The sequence below is a fragment of the Opitutus sp. sgz309028 genome (assembly GCF_059821195.1).
Map to the genome: position 1 here is coordinate 512,040 of NZ_JCAMRR010000004.1, position 23,777 is coordinate 535,816.

The window sequence follows — 23,777 nt, forward strand, 5'->3', positions numbered from 1 at the left end:
ATGCTCAACGCTCCCGCTTCCCCGCTGCCCGACTTTCGCTCTGCCAGCGCGACCGCTTCCGACGACGCTCCCGCCCGGCTCGCCGCGATCGCGCGCGCCTCGATCGACTTGGGCGCGCTCGGGCCGCAACTCGCCCGCCTCGCCGCCGAAATCGAGTCCCGCGCACAAGCCCAGGCCCGCCACGCCGCGGAGGTGGCGGCGACGATGGACGCGCTCGCCCGCGACCTCGCCGGCGCCGTCGCGGAGCTGCGGGCCTCGTCCGGTCAGATGCACGGCGCACTCGCAACCGTCGAGCGCATCGCCGATCACACGCGCCTCCTTTCGGTCAACGCCAGCATCGAGGCCGCTCGCGCCGGCGAAGCCGGACGGGCGTTCGCCGTCGTAGTCGACGAGGTGAAACGGCTCGCCGACACCTCCGCGGAATCCACGCATCTCATCGCCGACCGCATGCAGGAGATCGACATCAGCGTGACGCGCGTCGCCTCGGTCGCCGCCGATTCCGCGGCGGAACCCGCCGGCGGCCGCACCGTCTCCGCCGTCAACCGCGACATCCGCGATATCGCCGGCCACGCCGCCGCCCAGCTCGACACGGCCAGATCCGTCCACGGGCTCGGCGGCCGGATCAACGCGCTCACCGACCTGCTCCTGGTCACCGTGGGCCGGTTCCGTTTCGACGCGCATGCGCGCGCCCGCGAGGATGCCGACCGGCTCCGACCCGAGCTCGCCGCCGCGATCGGCAGCCGCCCGCAGCTCGAACGGCTCCTCGAGCGCTGGCTCGGCCGGCACCGGTATTTTGAACTCGGATACGTCACCGATGCCCAGGGCCGCCAGCTCGTCGACAATCTGGTCTGCCGCGACGGCAAGATCACGCGCGATCCCGCGGGCCTGGGCCGCCGCTGGGGCGAGCGCGCGTGGTTTCGCGACGCGCTCCGCGCGCGCGCAACCGTCTGCAGCGATCTCTACCGTTCGAGCGCCACCGACGATTTCTGTTTCACCGTTTCCACCCCGCTCTGCGACACGGCGGGCCGGATCGTCGGCGTGTTCGCGTCGGACGTGAACTTTCAGCGGCTCGTCGCCGCCTGATCGTCCGCCGGCACCAGGCGCACGATCCGGCCCGGCTTCCCGATCAGCTCGAGCGCGAGGTAAATGAGGCCGTCCGGGCCGGTTTTGATGTCGCGAATGCGTCCAAGTTTGTTGAATACCTCCTCGCGGTGCACGACGCGGCCGCCATCGACCACCACGCGGAGGAACTTCTGCTGCGCGAGCGAGCCCACGAAGAGGTTTCCCTTCCAGCGGGGAAAGCGGTCGCCGCGGTAGAATTCGATCTGGCTCACCGCGATCGACGGCGTCCAGTCGATCACCGGCTGCTCCAAACCCGGCGCCTCCGTTCGATCCGAGAGCGGCCGGCCGTCATAGCGCATGCCGCGGGTGATCACCGGCCAGCCGTAATTCCGGCCGCGCTCGATCCGGTTGAGCTCGTCGCCTCCGCGCGGACCGTGCTCCGTCTCCCAGAGCCCGCCGTCCGCCGGATTGACCGCCAGGCCCTGCGGATTGCGCACGCCGAGCGCCCAGATGCTCCCGCACCAGCCGGGGATGTCCGCATACGGATTGTCCGGCGGCACGCGGCCGTCGTGAAACACCCGGTGAATTTTTCCGTTCGGCACCGTCGGATCCTGCGCCTGGCCCGTGGTGCCTTCCTCCATTCCCCGCTCGCCGACGCTGATGAACAGGTAATCGCCCTGGAACACCAGTCGTCCGCCGAACAGCACGGAGCTCGGTTGATAGCACTCCGGCGGCATCGCGAACACCACCTGCTCGTCGACCCAGCGGCCGTCGCGAATGCGTCCGCGCACGACCTTCGTCATCGCCGTGTCGCCCGGTCCGGGATCGCTAAACGAAAGATAAATCCAACCGTTCTTCGCGAAGTCCGGATGCGCGACGACCGACATCAAGCCCGCTTCGTCACGCACCAGCGCGCGGGGAATTCCTTCCACCGCGTCCGGCCGGAGCTGCCCGTGCTCGATCACCCGCAGGCGGCCGACCCGTTCGGTCACGAGCATGCGACCATCGGGCAGAAACGCGAACGACCACGGGACGTCGAACCCTTCCGCCACGTTCTCGATCCGGAACGCATGCTCCTCGCTCTGCAGCACTGCGCGCGGCAGCGGCAACTCCTGTTGCGGCATGGGTTCGCGACGGCGCGTCGCGAGCTCATGGATGTAATTGGTCAGCGCGCCGATCTCGCTTTCCGTGAGCGTCGCGGCGAAGGCGGGCATCCCGCTCTCCGGATAACCCTGGCGAATGCTCCGGCGCAAGCTGCGGTCGTCCCCCCCATGCTTCCAACTTTCGTCGATCAGACTGCCAGCCTTGCCGCCTTCCATCTGCGCCCCGTGGCAGCCGCTGCAAAATTCGGCATACACCGCCGTCACGTCGCGCGCCACCGTCGCATTTTCGGCGGCGGCCGTCGCGCCGGGCAGCGCGACCGCGGCCGCCAGCAGACTACGGGAAATTTTCAATCGCATGGAGAAGACGAGTCGGGCGCGCGCTCGGACCACGAGCACCGCCGGGCGTTCCCCGGAGCGAACGTTGACGCACCGGCGCGGGCACGAACACTCCCCGTCATGCCTTCCAAGCCCATTCCCGGTTCGTCCGGCGATGTCCTCACGTGCCTGCCTTCTCCCTACGAAGCGCACCCGCGAACGGGCCTGCTTTACCTGCCCCGTTTTCTCGCCAAATGCCGCTACGTGAAACAGCACGGCGCGCTGCCGCCGAGCTATGCGAAGAATTACAAACGCGGCATCGACCGCTTCCTCTGCCTTCACCTCGGCATCGATCCCGCCGCGGTGGAGAAAATCGTGTTCGAATCCAACACCGACGAAGAGGTCGAAACCAAACTCCAGACGCTGCTGCCCGCGGACGTTCGCGCCGCCAAATGGAATCGCGAGCTGGCGCAAAAAGGCATGACCGACGCGGGTCAAGACTTCATCAAATCCGCGCTGACCGCGATGGGTTGCGCCGACCGCGTGGACGAGATCAAAAGCGTCCCCGACCTGATCGATTTCGACGAAGGCCGGATCGATTGATCCGCCGCGCGAGAAACGCCGCCGGGTGGCGTTTCCCATGGCCGTCGTGAGACGTCGGATAAAATCGTCGAAAAAACATCGGGGCGGAGCGCAAAGGCTTCCCCGAGGGTTGAATCGGCGTCGCCAACACGCACACTTCTCACATGGTCAAAGGCCAGAAAGTCGTCTGCATTAACGACACCTTCACTCCCGTCATCCTCGCGCTCTACAAGCAGCTGCCGAAGAAGGGCGACGTGTATACGATTCGCGAGGTGTTTCTCGGTCGCGAAAAAATCGTTCGTGGCGGAGACAGCGCGACGGTTGGCCTCCTGCTCGAGGAGCTGAAGAATCCGCCGGATCCGTTCCACCAGGGAAAGCAGGAACTCGGTTTTTCCTCGGAACGTTTCGCCCCGCTCGAGGAACTGCCGGCCGAGGAAGCCCAAGCCGAGGAAGTCGTCGCCGTGGGCGCGTGGGCTCCGGCCTGAAGCGAATCTTTTTCAACCTGCAGACGACAGGCGGCGGCAACCCCTCATGAAACTCCTCGCCCGCTGCCTCCTGTTTCTCGCCACCGCGTTCAGCCTCTTCGCCGCCGACGCCCGCGTCTTCGAACTGCGCACCTACACCTCGCCTCCTGGCAAACGCGAGACGCTGCTTGAGCGCTTTGCCGGTCATACTCTCGCGCTGTTCGAGAAGCACGGGATGACCAACATCGCCTACTGGCTGCCGGTCGATGCCGCGGACGGCGCCGACGACAAGATCGTTTACCTGCTCGCGCACGCGAGCCGGGACGCGGCGAAAGCGTCGTGGGCGGCGTTCAACGCCGATCCCGAATGGCGCGAGGTCGCCAAGGCGAGCGAAGCGAATGGCCGCATCGTCAGCCGCGTCGAATCGACCTTCCTCACCGCCACGGACTACTCGCCCGCACTCACCCCCAGCGTCGCCCATCCCCCGCGCATGTTCGAGCTGCGCACCTACACCACGCCCGAGGGAAAACTCGCCGAACTCGACGCGCGTTTCGGCGGCGGCGAAACCGATCTGTTCGCGAAAGCCGGCATGACCGGCATCGGCTATTTCCATCCGCTCGATGCCGACAAAGGCGCCGGACATACCTTGGTTTACATCCTCGCGCACAAGGACCGCGACGCGGCGAAGGCCTCGTGGAAGGCCTTTTCGCAGGATCCGGAGTGGGTGAAGATGAAAGCGACGACCGAGGCCAATGGACGGCTCACCAGCAAAATCCAGTCGGTCTTTCTGACGCCGACGGAGTTTTCGCCGCTGAAGTAACGCCGCCCGTCCGGCGCGCCGCGGCCGCTCAGGCCACGCCGGCGATCTTCTCCAGCGGCGCCGGCGCGCCCGGCCCGATCCGGCGACGGATCGACTCGAGATTCTCGCGCACCAGCGCGCCCATCGACTCGCATTTCAAATAGCTGCCCCGCTGGAAATGCTCCGCGAGGCTCGCGCGCAACTCGTGAACCTTGTCGATCGGCGCGATCGGATCGCGCGCCATCTCCTCCAGCAAATAAATCAACCGGTCGGCGATGATGCCGGCGCGCTGCAGCATCACCGCATGCTCCTCGCGCTGGTATTGCCACGCGGTCTGCGGATTCAGGTGCGTGATGCAAAACTGGGCGAGGGGAGCGTTATCGAGGAAGAACTGCGGCAGGTAAAAATTCTTCCGGCCACTGTAGGATTGCTGGTCGAAATCCATCGCGCGAATTCGCAGCTGCGCCTCCTCGAAATCCGGCGTGATCACCGCCACGAAGTTGTAGGAGCGCATGTCGCCGAGCAGCCGGATGAAGCAGCGCTCGTTGAACTTCACCAGTTCCTTCGCGATCCGGATCGGCTTGATCTGCCCCGCGTGCAGGTGCTTCGCGATGAACACGTCGCCGGGAATCCCCACGATGTGCTCCTCGATCAGCGTGTTGCCGAAGGTGAAATAGTTGATGCGGTTCGGCGACAACAGGTGCTCGAGCTCGAGCCCGTAGACGCGCGACGCGTCCGCCTTTTTCACGTAAAAATAGTCCTGGTTGTCGTTGAACGCATTGACAATCCGGATACGAAACGGCGTGGAGTTGCCAAAGCTGCAGAAATCCACGCGGTCCACATAAAGGTGCTGCATCACGCTCAGGTCGCCGTCGACGCGCAGCAACGCGTAGATCCGTTTCAGCCCTTCGTAGAGATCGCTCATCTCCTCCGCGCGGTAGATCACGCTGTCCCACAGCGTGGGTTTGCCCTGCGCGTCGTTCAGCGGCACCGCCTCGATGAAGTCGAGCAGCCGTTCGTAAGTGACGGGCAGCTCGCGATCCCGTCGGTAGCGCCGCAGATAGCCGCGCAATCCGCTGCGCACCGGATAGCTGGGCTTCTTCGGCGTCGGCGGATGATGGATCTGCGTCGGGTCCACGCGAGCAACGTAGCCCGCGGCCTCGTTCGCGCGAGCCCCTTTCGCAGCTAGGCGCCCGGCACCTCGAACCAGAACACGCTGCCGCCGCCCGTCGGAAACTCCGCTCCGACCGCGCCGCCCTGCGACTCGATCAGCTGCTTCACGATCGCGAGCCCCACACCATGGCTGGCCTCGCCGGCCGTCGGTCGCGGCGAGAGCCGCGCCCGCTCGCAGAACAATCGCTCGCGCTCGGCCACCGGCACGCCCGGCCCGGAATCGGACACCTCCACGCGCACGCACCGCCCCGCCGCCTGCGCTCGCAAGGATACGCGGCCGCCGGCTGGTGTGAATTTCAACGCATTGCTCACGAGATTCGTCAGCGCCTGAAAGAGGAAACCCGCATCGCCGGCCGCGAGCGCATCTCCCTCGTTCTCGTCCGCCGCCAGGACGATCTCCTTGTGCTCGGCGGCAAGCGTATGTTGCCGCAACACCGCGGCGATCAGCATGCGCACATCCACGCGCCCCGTTTCCCCCGCGCCGCGCAACTCGAGAAACGTGTCGATGATCCGCCGCATCTCCACCGCGGATTCGAGGATGTTGTCCAGACACAGCCGCACCTTCTCGGACAGCGATTCCTCGCGCCGCGCTACGCCGCACGAGATCATCATCAGGCAGAGCGGACTGCGCAGGTCGTGTCCCGCGATCCGCATGAAACGCTCCTTCAACGCGAGCTGCGCCTCGCGTTCGCGCTGCAGGCGCCGGAGCGCCAGGTGCGTGCGCACGCGCGCGAGCGCCTCCTCGTGCTCGATCGGCTTCGTGATGTAATCCACTCCGCCCGCCGCAAACGCCCGCACCTTGTCGGCCGTCTCGCCCAGCGCCGTCATGAACAACACCGGCACGTCGCGCGTCGCCTCGCGGCCTTTCAGCCGCCGGCAGGTTTCGAAGCCGTCGATGCCGGGCATCATCACATCGAGGAGGATCAAATCCGGCAGCGTCTGCTCCGTCTGCGCGAGCGCTTCCTCGCCGTCCTCGGCCACCATGAGCCGGTAGCCCGCGGCACCGAGCGTTTCCACCAGCACGCCGAGATTCGCCGGCGTGTCGTCGACCATCAAAATCGTCTCAGGCATGTTCGCTCGAAGTTGGAGGTTCGCGAAGGCCCGCCCACGCACCGACGCCACGGCGACGCCCGTTCATGCGCGCTCCTTCGAGGTTGAAGGTTTCCGATCGAGATACCGTTCCACGAACTGCCGGATCGCTTTCATCTTAAACCGCCCCGCCAACTCGAGCACGCCTTGCGCGAACAGCTGGTAGCTCGCGTCACGCTCGACCAGCGCCTGCGCCCGCGCGCGGATGCCGACCACATCGCCTTTCGCCGCGAGATCGTAAATGGCCTGCGCCTCCTCCACGGGCGGCGGTTCCACCGCAAACGGAAACGGCGTGCGCGTGTCCTCCGCCTCGGTCGTCCGCCACGAAAGCCCCAACACGCGTCCCATCACCGCCCACAGCGCTTCCTCGTTGAACGGCTTCGCGAGAAACGCATCGCAGCCCGCCGCCAGACACTCCGCGCGATCCAGATCGTAGGCGCTCGCCGACACCGCGACGATCGCGCGCCGCGGCGCCCCGATGGCCTGTTCCCGCGCCCGCAGCCGACGCGTCGCCTCCAATCCATCCATCCCGCCGGGCAGCCGCAGGTCCATCAACACGAGATCCGGCGAGAACCGCTCCGCCTCCTGCACCGCCGCCAAACCATCCGCCGCTTCCGCCAGCTCGAAACCGAGCGGCGCGAGCAACTCCAGCAGCAGCGAACGGTTCGTCAGGTTGTCGTCGACAATCAGCACGCGACGCCGCGGACCGTCGTAACCCGTCACGCGGCGCATTCCGCTGCTGACGCCCGGAGCCGACGCCGGCGCGACGATAGGCAGGTCCACGACGAACCAGAACCGGCTGCCCCAGCCCGGCTGGCTCTCCACCTGCAGCTTGCCGCCCATGCGCTCCACCAGACTCCGGCTGATCGCCAGCCCGAGGCCCGTGCCACCCGCACAATGCGAGCCCACCTGGGTAAACGGTTCGAACAAACGCCCGAGATCCTCCGGCGCGATGCCCGGTCCGGAATCGCTGACGGAAAACCGCCAGCCGCCCGTCGGCTCCCGCTGCAGCGACAATACCACGCCGCCGCGCTCGGTGAACTTCACCGCATTCGCCACCAGATTGTAGACGATCTGCCGCAGCCGGGCCTCGTCGCCGCGCACCCAGTGCGCCTCGCCCGCGTCCACCTGCGTCTCGAGCATCAGTCCTTTTTCCCGCGCCCGCGGAACGAACACCCGCTCGACGCCCGCCATGAAGTCGACCACATCGAAGTCCACCGGCTGCAGTTCGATCCGGCCCGCCTCGATCTTCGAAAGGTCCAGCATGTCGTTGATCAACACGAGCAGGTGCTCGGCCGATTCGTGGATCACGCGCACGCCCTTGCGCTGCTTCTCGCCCAGCTCGGGATCCCGGCGCAGGATCTGCGTGTATCCAAGAATCCCATTCAACGGCGTCCGCAGCTCGTGGCTCACGCTGGCGAGGAAGTAGCTCTTCGCGCGGCTCGCGGCATCGGCCGCGTCCTTCGCGGCCTGCAACGCCAGCGCCGCCTCCCGCTGCTGCGTGATCTCCACCGCCACACCTTCGAAATGGCTGACGCCGCCCTGCGAATCGCGGATGACGCGCACCGATTCCGCGATCCAGATGCGCGAGCCGTCGCGCCGGTTGATCTCGGATTTGAAATCCGTCACCTCGTCCCGCTGCTCGATCATCCGCATGAACTCCGCCCGGCGGCCGCGCTTCACGTAGAGCTGGTGCTCGATGTCGTTGACGCTCTGGATCAGCTCGGTCGGCGACGCATAACCGAACATCCGCGCCAGTGCGGGGTTCACCCGGAGGAACCGGCCGTCCGGCGTGCTTTGATAAAGTCCTTCCAGCGCGTTTTCGAAGATCCCGCGATACTGCAGCTCGGCGCGCCGTAACGCCTCCTCCGCATTCCGCCGGCGCACCGCCGCCGCCGCCTGGTCGGCGACGAACATCAGCAGCCGCTTGTCCTCTTCCGTATAGGCGCGCGGGTTGCGGTAATCCTGCAACGCGATCACGCCGATCGCCCGACCGTCGATGCACAACGGCGCCCCAAGCCGCTGCGCCGCCGGCCGCGGCAGCTTTTGGTAATAGCCGCGCCGCGCGAGCAGCACCGGAATCTCCTCGGCCGTCGCCAGCAACGGCGCCGCCGTTTCCAGAATGTATTCGCTGAAGCCGTTGCCGCGCGGCCGGGGCGGCGGTGGCGGCACGAACTCGTCGAGGAAGAAAGGAAACGACACCTGCGTGCCGTCGGCGCTGAGCAGCGCGATGTAGAAATTCCGCGCCGACATCAGCCGGCCGATGATCGCGTGGATCTCCTTGAACAAGGTTCCGAGATCGCCGCCGGCGAGGACCACCTGCGAGATCCGGTAGGTCGCCTCCTGCACGCGTTCGCGCCGGCGCCGCTCCGTGATGTCGATCCCGACCGTCAGCATGCACGGCGGTCCGTCGATCTCGATCACGTCCGCATTGAGCAGCAGCGTGCGCACCTCGCCGGACTTCGCGCGAAAGTTCGCCTCGAAGTCGCGGACCACACCCTGCGCCTGCATGCGCCGCAGAAACTCGTCCCGCTCGTCGCGTCGCTCCCACAGCTTGAGCTCGAGCGTCGACCGGCCGAGCGCCTCCTCGCGCGAATAACCCGACCCGCGCACGAACGCCGGGTTCACCTCGAGCAGACAGCCGTCGGCGATCCGCGCGATCGTCATGAACGCCGGATTCGCCTCGAAGCTCTTCTCGAAAAACGTCCGCGATTCGCGCCGGCCCGCCTCGCTCACGCGCAACGCCTCTTGCACGCGCGCCAGTTCCGCGTGCGCCGAGTCGGACGCATGCGGCGGATCGGGGAGCGGATCGGGCCCGGCCATGGGGAAGGCCAAGGCGATAAACAGAAACCGCAGGCAGGCAACGGCGAACCTCGCCATCGCCCGCCTGCGGGTGAGGTTGGGTGTTACTTAGCGATCGAGCGTGCGCAGGTAGGCGATCACCGCCCGTGCGTCGGACTCGGAGAAACGATAGGGTGGCATCGGCGGCCGCGGGTTCGACCCGTCCGGTCGCACCCCGGTCGTGAGAAACACGAGCGCCTGCTCGTCGTTCATCGACGGCAGTCCCGCGATCGGCGGCGCCGCCTCAGCCCACGGCATCGGGAACTTCGGCGCGAACCCGATCGGCGCACCCTGCAACCAGAGCGCGGAGAGCAGTTCGCCCTTTTCGCCCCGCGGCGTGTGGCAGTCGGCGCACAGGCCGACGTGATCGACGAGGTAGCGGCCGCGTTCGATCAGGAGTCCATTCGCGTGCTCGGCCACGCGAGCCACCGTCGGCTCGTTTGCACGCAGATTGAAGGCAAACACCAGCGCCGCCGCGAGCACGCAGCCGGCGAGGGCGAGGGATGTGAGTTGGGTTTTCATGGGAGGGGAAAGGGGGTTCAAGCCACGGCCGCCAGCGCCGCCACCGTCACGGCGGTCAACGCGAGCGAGAAACCGAGTTGGGCAAGACGGGCATTCATGGAGGATCGGCCACGAGGTGGGCTCAGGCCGCAAGGCCCAGACGCTCACGGGTCTTCGTGCGCCGCACCGGGCTGGCGGCCAGCGGCGTCCGCCGGCGGTAATCCGTGCTCAACAACACCAGCAGTCCGGAGACGGCGATCGGCGACACGGCCGCTTCGAAGCTCAGCGGCAACGCGAGCAGCGCAAAGAAGCTCGCGGCAAACAGGATCAGGAGAAAGGGCGGTTTCATGGGAAGGAAATGACGTGAGGCCGCATCTTGCCGGAAAATCGCGCCCAGCGGTATGGGCCGGCCGGGGATGGGCCAACCGGCCCACTCCAGGCCACCCCCGCGGCATGACCGTGCGCCGGCTTTACTTCCCCGCGCCTTCCCCCACGCTCGCCGCCGTGAAGCGGATCCTCGTGATCGACGACGAACCCCGGCTGCGCAAGCAGTTCGCCGCCCTGCTCGCGGCGGAGGGATTCGGCGTGATCGAGGCACGCAACGGCCGCGAGGGCGTCGAGCTCGCGCGGAGCGAACGACCCGACCTCGTCGTCTGCGACATCACCATGCCCGAGATGAACGGGCACCGTGTATTGGAAACCCTGCGACACGAGGCCGCCACCGCGCACCTCCCGTTCATCTTTCTCACCGGCTGGAGCGAGAAAGGCGATATCCGCACCGGGATGAATCTCGGCGCCGACGACTACCTCGTGAAACCTGTCGATCCGGACGACCTGATCGCCGCCGTCCACGCCCGCATGCGCCGGGCCGGCGCCGCCGTGCCCCGGCTCGCCGCCAACGTGGCGAATGCAGGTCCGGAAAAACTGCTCCTGCTGGGACTCACGCCGCGGGAGGCCGAAATCCTCCTTTGGGTTTCCCGGGGGAAAACCAACCCGGAAATCGCCACGATTCTCGACATCGGCCTCACGACCGTGAAGAAGCACCTCGAATCGATCTTCGGAAAACTGGGCGTCGAGAACCGCACCTCCGCCGCCGCGCTCGCGCTCGAGCAACTCGGCTCCGCCTGAGCAGCCGCCTTATTTTTCCGGCGGCATCACCTTCGCCGGCGACTGCAGCGAGAGCTGAAACTTGCCATACTGCAGGAGCTCACCCGGCACCGCCGCGGTGTAGGTGCCGCGGAAATCGCGCGCATTGCACGCGCCGCGAAACTCGATCGCGAAACCTTCCTCCAGCTGGCCTTTCAACTCACACCAGCCGCCGATCAGCCTTCCCTCGAGCCGGCCCGAACCCGCGAGCGGCGCTTCCGTCTGCATCTGGCCGACCACTTTTTCGCCATCGATCGCCAGCACCAGCAACACATTGGCCGACGCCTCCGCCGTCGTGTTCGTCGCCAGTCCATAAAACACCCGCACCTCCGGCTCGGCCGCGCGCAGCGCCCCCGCCAGACCTGCGAGCAGAAATAAGATTGCGCTGACCCGCCTCACGACTTCCCTCCGCCCGGCTTCGCCGGCTTCAGCTTGTTCACTTGGTTTTGAACCTGGCGCATTAGAAAACCCCACGTGCCTTTCGAGCCCACGACCGCCTTTGCCAGCAGGTCATACAACGGCCGCGTGTCCGGCTCGCCGGCCTTGCCGCCGAGCACGAAGGTCTCCCGCAACGGCCGATAACCGTCCGCCCGCGGCTTCTTCTCGATCAGGCTCATGCCGCCGAGGATCACCGCCATCTCGTCCTTCGCCGCGAGATCGATCGACAGCTCCAGCGGCCGGTTCATCAACGGCTCGCCCGGCACCGCCGGGATGCGCCCCCGCGCACTCAGCCGCGCCTGCGGCGAATCGATCCGCAACTCGCTCAGCTCCACCTCGCCGGTCGCGGTGCGCTGGCCGGCAAGGCGAATCTGGTCGACCGGCATCTCCGCAAATTTCTTCAACAGCCGCCCGAGCGCGCGCAGCTCCGGCGACAACAAGATCGTCCCGCCAAACACCGCCGCCGTCGCCGCGAGTTCCTGTTTCGGCACCTTCAACCGCACCACGCCGCCGGACCCTTCGGCCGTAAATTCGCCTTCCGTTCGTTCGATCAACTCCACCAGCGCATTGCCGCGACTGCGCACCGTCGACCGCACGTCGATCTTCGCGTCGAGTGTCGACAGCTCCTCCGGAAACACGGTCTGCACGACGCGCGCCGAATCGAATTGCTCGATCCGAAACTCACCCGCCAGCGCATGGTCGCCGGCCTGATTCTCCGGCTGATAATCGATTCGCACCCGACCGCCCCAGCGCCCCGCAAACATCGACCCGCTGAGATGGCTCAGCTCCAGTTCGCGGTCGCGCAACTCGAGCCGGCCGCCGACGCGCTCGATCCGATACGGCGCAAACTGCAGCGTGCCGATATCGAGGTCGAAATGGCCGCGCAGGGTCGACCAGAACGGCACGCCCAGCTGCGCGTAACGCGATCCGCCCTCCGCCCGCGGCGTCGCGCCGTCCGGATCCTTCACCGGCTCCGTCGTTCTCGGCTGAAAGGCTCGCAGCATTTCGAGCGCCTCCCCCGCATCGAGAAAAGCACTACGAAACGCCGACGCGATCTCGAGATTCCCTTCGCGCAGGTTCAGTCCCAGTTCGAACTTCGCCTCCGTCGGCCGGGGAGTTGTCTCCAGTTGCACGGCGACATCCGCCGTGAAGCTCTGCGTCAGCGAAACTTTGCCATGCGCTCCGATTTCCAATGCGGGCAGCACGCGCGAGCCGTCGGCAGCCGGCACCCCATCGACCCGCGTCCAGAATTCGATCGGCTCGTTGCCCAGCATGTCGCCGTTCACCCGGGCGACGATCGTCCCGTGGGTCGGCAGACCCCGGCCCGCCAGCGCCGGCGTGTCGCGCAACGCCGCCAGCTCCACGCGGGTCGTCAGTTCGATTCCGCTCGGCAGCAGCGCGCGATCGTTGCCGAGGAACGAAAAGGCCGCATCGAGATCGAGCGCATGACGCCCGGCGATCTCCAGCGCTCCACGGGTGACGTGCGCCGTGCCGGACAACGCGAGTTGGAACTCCGGCAACGGGATGCAGATCAGCGTCAGGTCTAGTCCCGGGTGAAACGAAAACTCCGTTTCACGGACCAGGTCGCGGTCTTCCCAACGCGCAGCGAGGTCGCGCACGTGCACCGGCTTGACCGGACGCACCTGAAACTTCGTCAGCTGCGCCGCCGCCACAAACTCCGCCGGCTGCAAGGTGCCCTCCAGCTCCAGCCCGGCCGACCAGGGACGCAGCCAGGCGAGCGGAATCTCACCGGTGCGCAGCGCGAGCGGCGCGATCGTGCCGACCGTGAACATGCCGCTGTTCGAAAAACCAAAGAGAAACGGCTGCGGCGCCTCGACCGCGAACAACTCGCGCCCGGCGCTGCGCACCTGCACCGCCAGTTCGTCCATCACCACGATCTTGTCCGTCTCGTTGTGCGCCTTCGCGCGGATGTCCGCGTCCAGCGCACCGAACGTTCCTTCGCTGTGCGGCAACGCCGGCAGCGAAGCCGCCAGCGTGAGAGCCGCGGTGACCTTCCGCTCCGCGATCTCCGCCGACAACTCCACGTCGCCCGCGACGCGATTGCCGGCCTGATCCTCGCCGGAAAACTCCGCGAGCGTCGCCGCGACACGGTTCTCCGCGAGCTCCGCCCGCGGCGCAAAACGCATCCGTCCTTGCGCGAGCTGACGCCCGCCGACCGTCAGCCCCGCGTCGTCGATCGTCCACGGAGTCTGCGTCGAGAAGGTCAGTTTTCCTTCCGCATCGGCGCGAAGTACGGACACGCCGCCGGCAAGCGTGCCGTCGATCGCCACGTCACCGCTCCATCGCGAAATCCAGCCGAGCGGCAGGCGGTCGAAGCTCAGCCGCATCAGCTCGGCCCCGCCGGACGCGACCGGCACTGTCAACTTTTCCAAATCGATTGTCGTCGGCCGGAGGAGCGCGAGTCGCACGGCCGGATTCGTCGCGTCCGGCGCGCGGGCTTCGAGCGAGAATTCGTTCAATGCGAGCGTTTGTCCCGCCAGTTTCGCGGTCCAATCCGCGGAGACGACAAATGGGAGCGTCGGCACGACGCCCTCGAAATGCCCGTGCGAACCGAGCGCTCCGCTCGTAAAATCGTAGTTCGCCGCCAGCCGCGCCATCATCCGTTCGCCGGCTTTCGATTCCGCCAGAAAGTCTGGCACGTCGAGCGTCACCCCCGTCTCCGAAAGCTCGATACGCGGACTGAACGCGAACCGCCCCGGCGGCAGCGGCGAGGGCGTGAAGATCACCGGCTCGATCACGCACGCGCGCACCGGCGAGAGCACGAGTTTCCTCTTGTCCGCGAGCGCAACCTGCCATTCGCCCCCGAACTCCGCGGGCTCGAGCTGCACGCCCGCCGCGACGAGCCATGGATTCGCCCACGCGATCGGCAGATGCGCCAACACGAGCTTCGCCAATGGCGACGACGACGACAGGTCCGTCACATCCACCGGTGCCAGCGAATCAAGCCGGATCGTCGGTCGGTCGGGCTCCGCGCGATTCGCCGCGAGCTCGAAATCGAAATGCTGCGCGACGATCGCGTCGCCTGCTTTCACGAACTTGGCCCCGAAGCGCCCTTTGAACGCGTCCACGCCGGCGAGCTCCGGCTGCAGACGCCCAAAATCCCGCACGTCGAACTCGCCGCCCGCGTCGGCGCGAAGCGTATTGGCATCGAGGCCGATCTCGAAATCGACCGAGCTCGTCGCCGTCACGTGCGGCAGCGGCGAACCGAGCGTCGCCGAAAGTAGGTCTCCCTCCTCGACTCCCAGCGTCAGCCGTCCGCCCAGCCGCTTCGCCGCCGCGTCGAGCGCGGCGTGCAATTCGCCCGCGACCGCGGTTCCCAGCTTCACATCTCCGCGATACTCTTCGCCCTTTTCGGTGGCGACGACTGCGAACGAGAACCGCCCCGCCGGCAGTGCGAGCGCACCATACCGCGGCAGCGTCAGATCGCCCGCGATCTCGATTCTCGCGACGCCGTGGCGCCGGTTTTGCGTCAGGCGAATCGTGCCCCGGCTGCGGACCTTGTTATCGGGCCCGAGCGGCAGCAGCGCGGAGTTCACCGTCAGCTCGTAGGTGAATTCGCCGGGCGTGGTCGCCGACAGCTGGCCGCCCTCGAGTTTGAACGAGCCCACCACGACCGCCGTGTCGCCATCGCGCACCGCGATCTCGCCGTCGATCCGCGCTTCGTCGAGGAGCCACGGGAGCGGCGATTGCAGCAGTGTGAGCAAGCCGGTGAACGGTTCCGCCGAGTCGCCGGACGCGAGCTGTGCCGGAGTGATCGTGACGCGCACCTTCTGCGCTTCGACGCGCTCGATCTGCAGCTCGCGTTTGGTCAGGAGCCGACCCGGTGCGATCCGCACCGCGAGCGGTTCGGCCTGCGCCTGGAGTCCCGGCATCGCAAACTCGAGCCCACGCGCTTGGACGCCGGTCGGCGCAATCCCGAACGTTTCGAAATTCAGCCGCCAGCCGGGCTGCGTCGCGATCATGCGCCGCAACAACCAGCCCTGCACCGGCGGCGCGAACAACAGGCCCGCGGCCACGCCGCTGCCGCCGAGAAACCCGACGACCAACCACGGCCAGCGCCGACGTTTCGCCTTTGGGGGATTTTCCTGTGAAGCCGGACCGCTCACGAAAGAGCGAAGGCTGCCGGCTCCGCTGTATCCGCCAAGCGGAAACACACGCATCCGCTCCGTCGCAGGCCGTTTGCCAAGCGGCCGCGGGCTTGCGGCCGGTCGACGCCGGACGATGATATCGGCGCATGTCCGTGCAGAGCGCGTCCGCCGTCGAAGTCCTTTCCGAGCCCGTCTGGCGGGCCCGGCAGGCGGCGCATGAGGCGCGGGTGCGACGGTGGACGGATCCCCAGCAAGCGCGCGCGGCGCGAGGCGAGAAGCACCCGGTTTACGATTTCCTTTTCAACTATTACGCCTTCCGCCCCGCGTGGTTGCGACGCTGGCATCCGGGTCCGGACATCGCGCTCGCTGGCGACAGCGCACGAGACTTTCTGCGCTGGCCGGAATACGCGGAAACACCGCTCGGCGTGGCGATCGACGCCGCCGCGCTCCCGGCCCACCGGCGCGAGTTTGTGAGCTGGTTGCGCGATCTGCTCGCGGGCATGCGCGACCGACCGGCGTTCTTCGGCTGCTTCGGGTTGCACGAATGGGCGATGGTTTACCGCCAGTCGCCTGAGGAGATCCGGCACCATGCGTATCCGCTGCGTTTTTCGCCGGACGAGATTGCGCGGATTGTCGAGGGCAACGCGATCTGCTGTTCGCATTTCGACGCGTTTCGTTTTTTCACCGCACCCGCCCGGCCGCTGAACCGGCACCAGCCGACGCGCGCCGCGGCGCTGCAGCTGGAGCAGCGCGGCTGCCTGCACGCGAACATGGATCTCTACAAGTGGGCGTTCAAACTCGCGCCGTTCACGCCCGCCGACCTGGTCGCCGACTGCTTCGAACTCGCCCGCGATATCCGCGAGATCGACATGCGCGCCAGTCCGTATGATTTGCGCGCGCTTGGTTTTGCTCCGATCCCGATCGAGACCGTCGCGGGTCGCGCGGAGTATGAGCAACACCAGCGCAGCTTCAGCCGCCGCGGCGAGCCGGTGCGTGCGCGCCTGATCGCGGTGTGCGAGCGGTTGCTCGCGGCCGCGCGCGCGGACTGACGTCGCGCGCGCCGACGCCTGGGCCGATCGGCCCACTCCCGGCCGGCCCGTGGCCGTAGCGGCGATTCCGTGGCAGAATCCGCTCACGCCACCGATCTCCTCCGCGTGGCGCATCCCGTCGCTTCAACCGTGAACCAGCTCGAAATCTTCCTCGTCAAAAACTCCTTCCGGCGCGTCGCGCCCATCGCCGATCAGGCCGCCGCGCTGTTCTATGCGCGCTTGTTCGACCTCGATCCTTCGCTGCGGCCGCTTTTTCGCGGCGACCTCGTGGAGCAGGGCCGCAAGCTCATGCACCTGATCGGAATCGCGGTCGGGACACTCGACGAGTTCAACGTCATCCTGCCCACCCTCCGCCGGCTGGGCGCGCGACAGGCCGCCTCCGGCGTGCGCGAGGACCACTACGCCACGATCGGCGCGGCGTTGCTGTGGACGCTGGAAAAAGGCCTCGGTCCGTCGTTCACGCCCGAGGTCAAGGCAGCGTGGTCGACCAGCTACGCAACGGTGGCAAACGCCATGATCGAGGGTTCCCGGCAATCGGAGCTCACACCCTCGACCCGCTAACCGATTTCTTCGCGCCCTCTGACTCCAACGGCAAATGCGACGCGTAAACCCAGTCACCATGAAACTCGTGCCCGCTCCCTTGCCCAAGAGCCGTCTCCGCCCACTCCCGGCAAACGCCCCCGCCGGCGAAGGGGCGGAAGACTCATCGCTGTTCGTCCGCGTCATCGATATCCGGACGGAGCGCGCGTCCGGCACGCCCGCCACGGACCGCAAGCTCGCGCGCCGCCCCGCCGCAGCGCCGCCGCGCGCCGAAGCAGCGGGCAACACCGGGATCATCCTGCTGCACCTCTGACACGATCCGGCACCTGTCCCGTGAAGTCCATTTCTCGCTTCGTCTCCGTGAGCGCGCGGCTCGTGGCGCTCGGTTGCACCGCCGCCGCGCTCACCGTCAGTGCCCGTGCCGCCAATCAACCGGCACCGATCCGGCTCTACGAACTTCCGGTAGTGAAGTTCATCACCGTCGACGGAGCCCACCGGCTCCAGACCGGACATCTCATCGCCACCGGCGGCTTCCGCCTCGAAAGCGAGCGTTCGACCGCGACGGCCGCGCCTGTGGCCTACCGCGACAAGCCGCTCATCTACACGGAGGCCTGGACGGCGTTTCAATCCCTGAGCGTCGATGCGGTCGCGAACTTCGAATTGCGCAGCGGTGCGATCACGATCGCGGGTCTGATCTACTTCGAAGTCGGTGCGCGCGAGGACGCGATCTACAACGTCGGCAAACTCGTCAACCTCTCCGCGCGCAGCCTCGTCAGCGCGAACGAGCCGCTCATCGCCGGCTTCGTGATCGACGAATCGCATCGTCGCGTGCTCATCCGCGCGCTCGGTCCGTCGCTCGTCGCCGGCGGTGTCGCGAATCCGCTGCCCGATCCCTACCTGACGATCTACCACGGCAACATGGCCTATTTCTACAACGACAATTGGGGCGAACGCCCTGACGCGAACGAGATTGTGGAAGCGTCCGCCCGCGTTGGCGCGTCTCCGCTGCCCGCGAATTCGAAAGAATCCGTGCTCCTGGTCGAACTGCCGCCGGGAATCTACACCGCGCACGTCCAGCCCGCCGCCGGGGAGGGCGGCGTGGCGCTCGTCGAATTCTACGTCGTGCCGGAATGATCGCTGGCGCTCAGCGAAAATACGCTCGCCCGCGTCGCAGCGCTTCCGCCGCGAAGTAGACGATCACCGCCATCGCTGCGCCCACGATATGCGCGAGCGGCACAGCCCGGACCGCGGTGTCGTCGAAGCTCACGAAGAGCGGCGTCTGCCACGCGCTCTCCACGATCATTTTCACGAACACCACCGCGAGCACGCCACGCCACAGCACCGTGTCGGCTTCGGGTCGCCCGAGCTGCACGATCGCCAGCAGCGTCAACACGCTCGTCGAAATCCCCGACAAACCGGCGAAGCGCACCAGCGCCGCATCGATCGCGAGCACCGTGAGACTGATCGCCGGCGGCGCAAGGACGAGGAGAGCGCGAAAGCGGCCCCGCGCCAGCCGCTCGCACCATACGCCCGCCGGCACGAACACCGCGAGATTCCACAGCAGATGACCGGCACCGAAATGCACCAGATGCGCGGTCCACAACCGCCAGAATTCGCCGCGATCCAGCGCCGAGCGTTCGAGCTCGAGGTCGGCGCCGAGCGAGGGCGTCGCCCGCACCGCCACGATCACAAAGGTCACCGCGAGCGTGGCCCACGGCACCGGTGCGGAGACCGAACGATTTATTTTCGCCGCCACAACCACCGGCCGAAGCCGAGCAGCGCCAGCAGCCCGACCAGCACGCCGTCCATCGCCCCACCGCCGGTGTAGCCAGGCTTGTGTTCGATCTGCACCTCGCCCGGTGCGTTCTTCACACGCTCCCGAAACGCATCCAGCTGCGTCTTCAGATTCGCGATCAACTCGCCCGTCGCCACTTCGAAGCCATGGCCGCTGTCGTCGCGGAGGCTCTTGTCCAGATACATCGCCTGCGAATTGGCCTGGACGCGGCTGATGCCCGGCGCGCGAAACAGCAGGTGCCGGCTCGGGATGTCGTAGACCGCCGCCTCCATCATCGTCTGTGTATCGTTCTTGTTCCCCTGGAAAATATACGCGCCGACGATCGTCCAGTAGCTGAGCGAAAGAAAATTCTCGTCGGTGAACTGCACCTGGTCGTAAGCGACGAGCGCGATCACATCGATGCCAAGCATCGTGCGCACCTGATCGAGATTCGTGAAGCCGCCCTGCGCTCGGAGATACGTCGACGGAATCACCTCGATGGATTGCACGAACGGATACGCCCGGAACTCGCCCGCGACGCGCTCCAGCAACGCGAGTTTTTGTGCTTCGCTCATGCCGCGGCCGCCCGACGACGGCACGAACGCAACGCCGACCCGCAGCGGCAGCCGCAGCACCGGGATCGTCGTCGGCGGGAGCGGGTTGGCTTCATTTGGATAGAGGAAACTCACCACGCTGCTGGAACGGTCCGTGCGCTCGCGATTGAAGACCGTGCAGCCGCTGCCGAACAACGCAGCGAAGGTGGCGAACGCAACGAGCACGCAAACCGGAAGGCGAAGCGGGAGCATGCCGCGATCCTCTTCAACGGCTGCCGCGACTCAACTGCATTTTGGTCGCGACCGCTCGCGCTCAGCCCGCGGGCGGCGGCAGGTTCTCCGGCGTCACGCCCGCGCGCACCGCGATCGTCGCGCACACCTTCGGCACATACATGCGCGTCTCCGACGGCAGCGCCGGCGCGATGTCCGCAAACGTGCGCCCGCCGCGTTTCTCCAGCAGCCGCCGCACGCGCCCTTCGCCGGCATTGTAGGCGGCAAACGCGAGCGGCCACTCGCCGAACTTGCCGTGCAGCTCGCGCAGATGCTGCGCCGCCGCGCGCGCGGATTTTTGCGGATTCGTCCGCTCGTCCGGCATGAACGTGCTCAAGCCCAGTCCCTTCGCGGTCTGCGGCATGAATTGAAACAAACCTTTCGCGCCCGCCGGACTGCGCGCGTCGGGATTGAAGGTCGACTCCGCCTCGGCGAGCCACGCGATCTCCTTCGGCACGCCCTCGGCCTCGAACGCCGCCTGCACCGTCGGCAACAGTTTCGATGCGCCCGCGGGCACCGGTCGCTCGATCATGCGCTCCAGCCAGAGTTCGTAGTAGGGCACGAGCGCCGGCCCTTTCGCCGGTTCGCCTTTTTGCACCGGCGCCGGCGGTGGCGGCGCGGCCTTCGTCTGATCGGCCGCCTCGATGTAGTCGATCCGCTCCTGGAGCCAGTCTGCGTAATCCTCATAACCGGGCAACGCCCGCAACGCCGCGAGCGCCGAACGCGCCTCGGGCAGATAGCCGGCGAGCTGACTGAGGTCCTCGCTTTCGAGCGCCTGCTGCAGCCGCAGCGCAAACGCGTCCCACTGCTCCTTCGACGGAAACTCGAACTGCTCCTTGATCTCCGGCGGTGCGAACTGATCGAACAGCGCCTTGCCCCTTTCGTAGAGCTGATCGAGCGACGGCGTTTCGGCCGCGTCGTCCGTTTTCGGCGTCGACGTCTGCGCCGCCCCGCTGGCGGCGAGGCTCAACGCCAGCAGCCCCGACAGGCTTGAGGAAAAACGTAAACGCCGCGCGCGGTTCATCGTGACAGAGCCTCCGCGACAATCGTCTTCACGCGCAGTTCCGGACGTTCCGCAAACGCGAGCTCCGCACTGCCGAAATAACGCAGCCGGTTGCGCGCGCCCCAATCCGTGGTCGCGATCCGATAACGCTGCTGCGGGAGGATTTCGTTCAACCGACTCGCCCCGAAAAGGAATTCGCCGCGCCGCGCTTCGAACGGCGTCGTCTCATTCTGGTTCGCCGCCGCGAGCCAAGCCTGCAGCTGCGCACCGGTCACCTCCGCGACGAACAGCGTGCCGTCGAAACGCACGCAGGCGTCGAGCGCCGACCGGCTGATCTCTCCCGCCGGCAAGCCGTCGCCAAACGTCGTGTTGCCGACGAACGCCGCATCGACGTCCGCCGCCGCGCGCAAGGCCTCGACGACGAACTTCGCCGCCTCGTCGCGCGGCAACGCGTGCGCCAGCCGGCCCACGTGCGCGGCGTCCTCCGGCGTGCGTTGCTGCTGCGTCACGCGCGCCACCACATCGGCAAGTTCGGGATCCGCCGGATCCGTGTCGCGGAGCGGTTGCTGCTCCACGCTCCAGGCCACCCCGTGCGCCTCGCGCCGCAGCCGCACTATGGAAACGTGCGAATTCCACGATCCCGACTGCACGTAAACCGTGCGGCCCAGCCGGTGCACGTAGCGCGTGTGATCGTGCGCGCCGAGATAGAGCGTGCCATCCGGCACAAAGCGGAAGATCTCCCGGTCGTGGCGCAGGCCGGCGTGGCTCATGACGATCGCGACGGGCGCGGAGGCGAGCAGCGTGGGGAAATTCCGTTCCGCCCACACCTCGGGATTTGTGAGGTCGAGCAGCCGCCGCACCGCCGCGCGATATTGCGCGAGCACGTCGATGGTGAGCCCCGCGATCACGATCTCCTCGCGGCCGAGTCGCAGCCGCGTCGACGCCGGCGCGAAAAGTTTACCGGAGGTCGCGTGCGCGAGATTTCCGATCACCGTCACGCCCGTGGCGGCGATGCGTTGCACGGTGGTCGCGGGATCGTAGAACTCCGGCTCGTGATTACCGAGGTTGAGCACGGTCGTACCGCGACGGGCGAGGGCGGCGAACATCGCGAACTCGATTTCACCTCCGCTCCGCAGCGCGATCCCGTTGCCCAGCTCGAACGAGTCGCCGTTGAGCAGCACCGCCACGGGCACGCCGGGATTCTCCGCCCGCACGCGATCCACGCGCGCCACGAACTGCGCCGCGCGCGCGTAGGCGGAGTGCTGATCGCCGGTGACGACAAAAATCGCTTCCGCCGCTTCGCCGGCCCGGACGGCACCGGTCAGCAGCAACCCGCTGAGAATCAGGAAGAGGCCGCGCATGCGGCGGAGAAACTGCCTCGTGCCCGCCGATCCGCAAGCCTGCCGGGCGCGGCCGGAGCCGTTTCCCGCGTTGACCCTCGCCGCGTGGCGATTACCTAGGACCGCTCCGCCTTTGAACCGCGTCCACATCAAAACCTACGGCTGCCAGATGAACGAGCGCGACAGCGAGGCTGTCGCGGCGATGTTGCGCGCGCGTGGCTATCGGATCGTGACGGACGAGCACGATTGCGACATCCTGTTGCTCAACACCTGCAGCGTGCGCGATGCCGCCGAGCAGAAGGCGATCGGCAAGGCGGGCTACCTGCAGCACCGCAAGAAGAAGCAGCCTGATTTCGTCCTCGGGATTCTCGGCTGCATGGCGCAGAACCGCGGTGCGTCGCTGCTCGACCAGTTGCCCGACGTCGACCTGATCGTCGGCACGCAGAAGTTTCACCAGGTCCCCGATTACCTCGACAATCTCCGCGCCGCCCGCGAGGCCGGCGTGCCGGTCGGCGAGACGATCGTCGACATCGCGGAGGAAGCCGGTTCGCAGAACACGATCAAGGACCACCTCCTCCCGCAGGACCTCGCGGCAGCAAATCCCGGCTCTGAGTTCTCGGCTCTGGGCTCTCAGCTCGGCGACGCCACCTCCGTGGCGGCGCCGCCGCCACAAGTCACCGCCTTCGTCTCGATCCAGCAAGGCTGCAACATGGATTGCGCGTTCTGCATCGTGCCAAAGACCCGCGGCGACGAACGGTCGCGGCCGATGGACGACATCGTGCGCGAGTGCGAGCAACTCGCCGCGCGCGGTGTGAAGGAAATCACGCTGCTCGGCCAGATCGTCACGAGTTACGGCCGACGCGATTACGTTCACACCGGCGGCATCTCGCCGTTTGTGCAATTGATCGAGCGCGTGCACGCGATCGACGGGATCGAGCGCATCCGGTTCACGTCGCCGCATCCGCGCGGTTTCAAGGACGACCTCGTGCAAGCCTACACGCGGCTGCCGAAACTTTGTCCTTACGTGCACCTGCCGATGCAGAGCGGCAGCAACCGGATCCTCCGCGCGATGAACCGGCCCTACACGCGCGAGCGTTACCGCGAGATCGTCGACGCGCTCCGCGCCGCGCAGCCCGAAATGTATTTCTCGACCGACGTGATCGTCGGTTTCCCGGGCGAGACCGACGAGGATTTCGAGCAAACGCGCGCGCTCTTCGAGGCCTGCAACTACGACATGGCCTACATCTTCAAATACTCGATCCGCACCGGCACGCCCGCCGCGACCTTGGACGCGCAAGTGAGCGAAGACGTGAAGGAGCAGCGCAACCAGATCCTGCTCGAGATCCTGCGCCGCAATTCGGAACGCCGCACCGCGACGCTCGTCGGCACGGTCGAAGAGGTGCTGGTTGAAGGACCGGACAAAAGCGGCGCGCGTTTCACGGGCCGCACGCGCGGTAACCGCGTATGCGTCTTCGACGCCGACCCGCGCCTGATCGGCCAGCTCGTGCCGCTGAAAATCACCCGCGCCAGCGTGAGCACGCTGTATGGGGAGCTGGTACTGGAAGGAGTTGAGAGCTGAGAGTTGAGGGTTGAGAGACCGCCCCTTTTTCCGCGCTGACTGGACA

Annotated in this window: 22 protein-coding genes; 10 read left to right on the forward strand and 12 right to left on the reverse strand. The window is 66.9% G+C overall.

Annotation, left to right across the window (positions count from 1 at the left end):
* Window positions 1-1,083: a methyl-accepting chemotaxis protein gene (locus tag AC6RV7_RS17870; protein ID WP_500095432.1), complete on the forward strand. Its 1,083-nt coding sequence runs from the start codon at window positions 1-3 to the stop codon at window positions 1,081-1,083.
* Here AC6RV7_RS17870 and AC6RV7_RS17875 read toward each other — a convergent pair.
* Window positions 1,062-2,522: a PQQ-dependent sugar dehydrogenase gene (locus AC6RV7_RS17875; protein WP_500095434.1), complete on the reverse strand. Its 1,461-nt coding sequence runs from the start codon at window positions 2,520-2,522 to the stop codon at window positions 1,062-1,064. The genes AC6RV7_RS17870 and AC6RV7_RS17875 overlap by 22 nt on opposite strands.
* A 99-nt stretch (window positions 2,523-2,621) precedes the next feature.
* Between AC6RV7_RS17875 and AC6RV7_RS17880 the strand changes: the two genes are divergently transcribed.
* The 3 genes from AC6RV7_RS17880 to AC6RV7_RS17890 all read left to right on the forward strand — a co-directional run bounded on the left by AC6RV7_RS17880 (window position 2,622) and on the right by AC6RV7_RS17890 (window position 4,346).
* Window positions 2,622-3,083: a DUF5069 domain-containing protein gene (locus AC6RV7_RS17880; RefSeq protein ID WP_500095436.1), complete on the forward strand. Its 462-nt coding sequence runs from the start codon at window positions 2,622-2,624 to the stop codon at window positions 3,081-3,083.
* Window positions 3,084-3,226: 143 nt separating this feature from the next.
* Window positions 3,227-3,547, forward strand: a complete 321-nt coding sequence (locus tag AC6RV7_RS17885; RefSeq protein ID WP_500095438.1) for a hypothetical protein — start codon at window positions 3,227-3,229, stop codon at window positions 3,545-3,547.
* A gap of 46 nt (window positions 3,548-3,593) precedes the next feature.
* Window positions 3,594-4,346 (forward strand): NIPSNAP family protein, encoded by a 753-nt coding sequence (locus tag AC6RV7_RS17890; protein WP_500095440.1) that lies wholly within the window; start codon window positions 3,594-3,596, stop codon window positions 4,344-4,346.
* Window positions 4,347-4,374: 28 nt separating this feature from the next.
* Here the strand turns inward: AC6RV7_RS17890 and AC6RV7_RS17895 are convergent, their stop codons facing one another.
* The 5 genes from AC6RV7_RS17895 to AC6RV7_RS17915 form a co-directional block, all read right to left on the reverse strand.
* Window positions 4,375-5,463 carry a hypothetical protein gene (locus AC6RV7_RS17895; RefSeq protein ID WP_500095443.1) on the reverse strand — a complete coding sequence of 363 codons (1,089 nt, stop codon included), beginning with the start codon at window positions 5,461-5,463 and terminating at the stop codon, window positions 4,375-4,377.
* 47 nt (window positions 5,464-5,510) lie between these two features.
* A complete protein-coding gene (locus AC6RV7_RS17900; protein ID WP_500095445.1) occupies window positions 5,511-6,569 on the reverse strand; it encodes a hybrid sensor histidine kinase/response regulator in 1,059 nt (352 codons plus the stop codon).
* A gap of 63 nt (window positions 6,570-6,632) precedes the next feature.
* Complete coding sequence (locus tag AC6RV7_RS17905) at window positions 6,633-9,410, reverse strand: hybrid sensor histidine kinase/response regulator (RefSeq protein WP_500095448.1); 2,778 nt, start codon at window positions 9,408-9,410, stop codon at window positions 6,633-6,635.
* An 87-nt stretch (window positions 9,411-9,497) separates the two neighbouring features.
* The gene (locus tag AC6RV7_RS17910; RefSeq protein ID WP_500095450.1) at window positions 9,498-9,950 is read right to left on the reverse strand and encodes a c-type cytochrome; all 453 of its coding nucleotides are present in this window, start codon (window positions 9,948-9,950) and stop codon (window positions 9,498-9,500) included.
* Between the two features lie 121 nt (window positions 9,951-10,071).
* On the reverse strand, window positions 10,072-10,278 hold the full coding sequence (locus AC6RV7_RS17915; RefSeq protein WP_500095453.1) for a hypothetical protein: 207 nt from the start codon (window positions 10,276-10,278) through the stop codon (window positions 10,072-10,074).
* A gap of 104 nt (window positions 10,279-10,382) precedes the next feature.
* Here AC6RV7_RS17915 and AC6RV7_RS17920 point away from each other — a divergent pair, with 104 nt between their 5' ends.
* Window positions 10,383-11,057 (forward strand): response regulator, encoded by a 675-nt coding sequence (locus AC6RV7_RS17920; RefSeq protein ID WP_500095455.1) that lies wholly within the window; start codon window positions 10,383-10,385, stop codon window positions 11,055-11,057.
* Window positions 11,058-11,066: 9 nt separating this feature from the next.
* On the opposite strand, the gene AC6RV7_RS17925 is transcribed toward AC6RV7_RS17920, so the two are convergent.
* Both AC6RV7_RS17925 and AC6RV7_RS17930 read right to left on the reverse strand, forming a co-directional pair.
* The gene (locus tag AC6RV7_RS17925) at window positions 11,067-11,474 is read right to left on the reverse strand and encodes a hypothetical protein (RefSeq protein WP_500095457.1); all 408 of its coding nucleotides are present in this window, start codon (window positions 11,472-11,474) and stop codon (window positions 11,067-11,069) included.
* Window positions 11,471-15,640, reverse strand: a complete 4,170-nt coding sequence (locus AC6RV7_RS17930; protein WP_500095459.1) for a hypothetical protein — start codon at window positions 15,638-15,640, stop codon at window positions 11,471-11,473. The genes AC6RV7_RS17925 and AC6RV7_RS17930 overlap by 4 nt, the downstream gene beginning before the upstream one ends.
* Before the next feature lie 128 nt (window positions 15,641-15,768).
* Here AC6RV7_RS17930 and AC6RV7_RS17935 point away from each other — a divergent pair, with 128 nt between their 5' ends.
* The 4 genes from AC6RV7_RS17935 (at window position 15,769) to AC6RV7_RS17950 (ending at window position 18,345) form a co-directional block, all read left to right on the forward strand.
* Window positions 15,769-16,671: a 3-methyladenine DNA glycosylase gene (locus AC6RV7_RS17935; RefSeq protein WP_500095461.1), complete on the forward strand. Its 903-nt coding sequence runs from the start codon at window positions 15,769-15,771 to the stop codon at window positions 16,669-16,671.
* Between the two features lie 69 nt (window positions 16,672-16,740).
* Complete coding sequence (locus tag AC6RV7_RS17940) at window positions 16,741-17,232, forward strand: globin family protein (RefSeq protein WP_500095464.1); 492 nt, start codon at window positions 16,741-16,743, stop codon at window positions 17,230-17,232.
* 58 nt (window positions 17,233-17,290) lie between these two features.
* Window positions 17,291-17,524 carry a hypothetical protein gene (locus tag AC6RV7_RS17945; RefSeq protein ID WP_500095467.1) on the forward strand — a complete coding sequence of 78 codons (234 nt, stop codon included), beginning with the start codon at window positions 17,291-17,293 and terminating at the stop codon, window positions 17,522-17,524.
* Window positions 17,525-17,544: 20 nt separating this feature from the next.
* Window positions 17,545-18,345: a hypothetical protein gene (locus tag AC6RV7_RS17950; protein WP_500095469.1), complete on the forward strand. Its 801-nt coding sequence runs from the start codon at window positions 17,545-17,547 to the stop codon at window positions 18,343-18,345.
* 10 nt (window positions 18,346-18,355) lie between these two features.
* Here AC6RV7_RS17950 and rrtA read toward each other — a convergent pair whose 3' ends face one another.
* The 4 genes from rrtA to AC6RV7_RS17970 form a co-directional block, all read right to left on the reverse strand.
* Entirely contained in the window at window positions 18,356-18,931 is a 576-nt protein-coding gene (gene rrtA / locus AC6RV7_RS17955) for a rhombosortase (protein ID WP_500095471.1), read from the reverse strand.
* A gap of 20 nt (window positions 18,932-18,951) precedes the next feature.
* Window positions 18,952-19,791 (reverse strand): rhombotarget lipoprotein, encoded by an 840-nt coding sequence (gene rhlP, locus AC6RV7_RS17960; RefSeq protein WP_500095473.1) that lies wholly within the window; start codon window positions 19,789-19,791, stop codon window positions 18,952-18,954.
* A 61-nt stretch (window positions 19,792-19,852) separates the two neighbouring features.
* Window positions 19,853-20,833: a lytic transglycosylase domain-containing protein gene (locus AC6RV7_RS17965; RefSeq protein ID WP_500095475.1), complete on the reverse strand. Its 981-nt coding sequence runs from the start codon at window positions 20,831-20,833 to the stop codon at window positions 19,853-19,855.
* A complete protein-coding gene (locus tag AC6RV7_RS17970) occupies window positions 20,830-22,173 on the reverse strand; it encodes a 5'-nucleotidase C-terminal domain-containing protein (protein ID WP_500095477.1) in 1,344 nt (447 codons plus the stop codon). Before AC6RV7_RS17970 ends, AC6RV7_RS17965 begins: the two co-directional genes overlap by 4 nt.
* 112 nt (window positions 22,174-22,285) lie before the next feature.
* Between AC6RV7_RS17970 and AC6RV7_RS17975 the strand changes: the two genes are divergently transcribed.
* On the forward strand, window positions 22,286-23,731 hold the full coding sequence (locus AC6RV7_RS17975; RefSeq protein ID WP_500095479.1) for a MiaB/RimO family radical SAM methylthiotransferase: 1,446 nt from the start codon (window positions 22,286-22,288) through the stop codon (window positions 23,729-23,731).
* Window positions 23,732-23,777 lie beyond the last annotated feature (46 nt).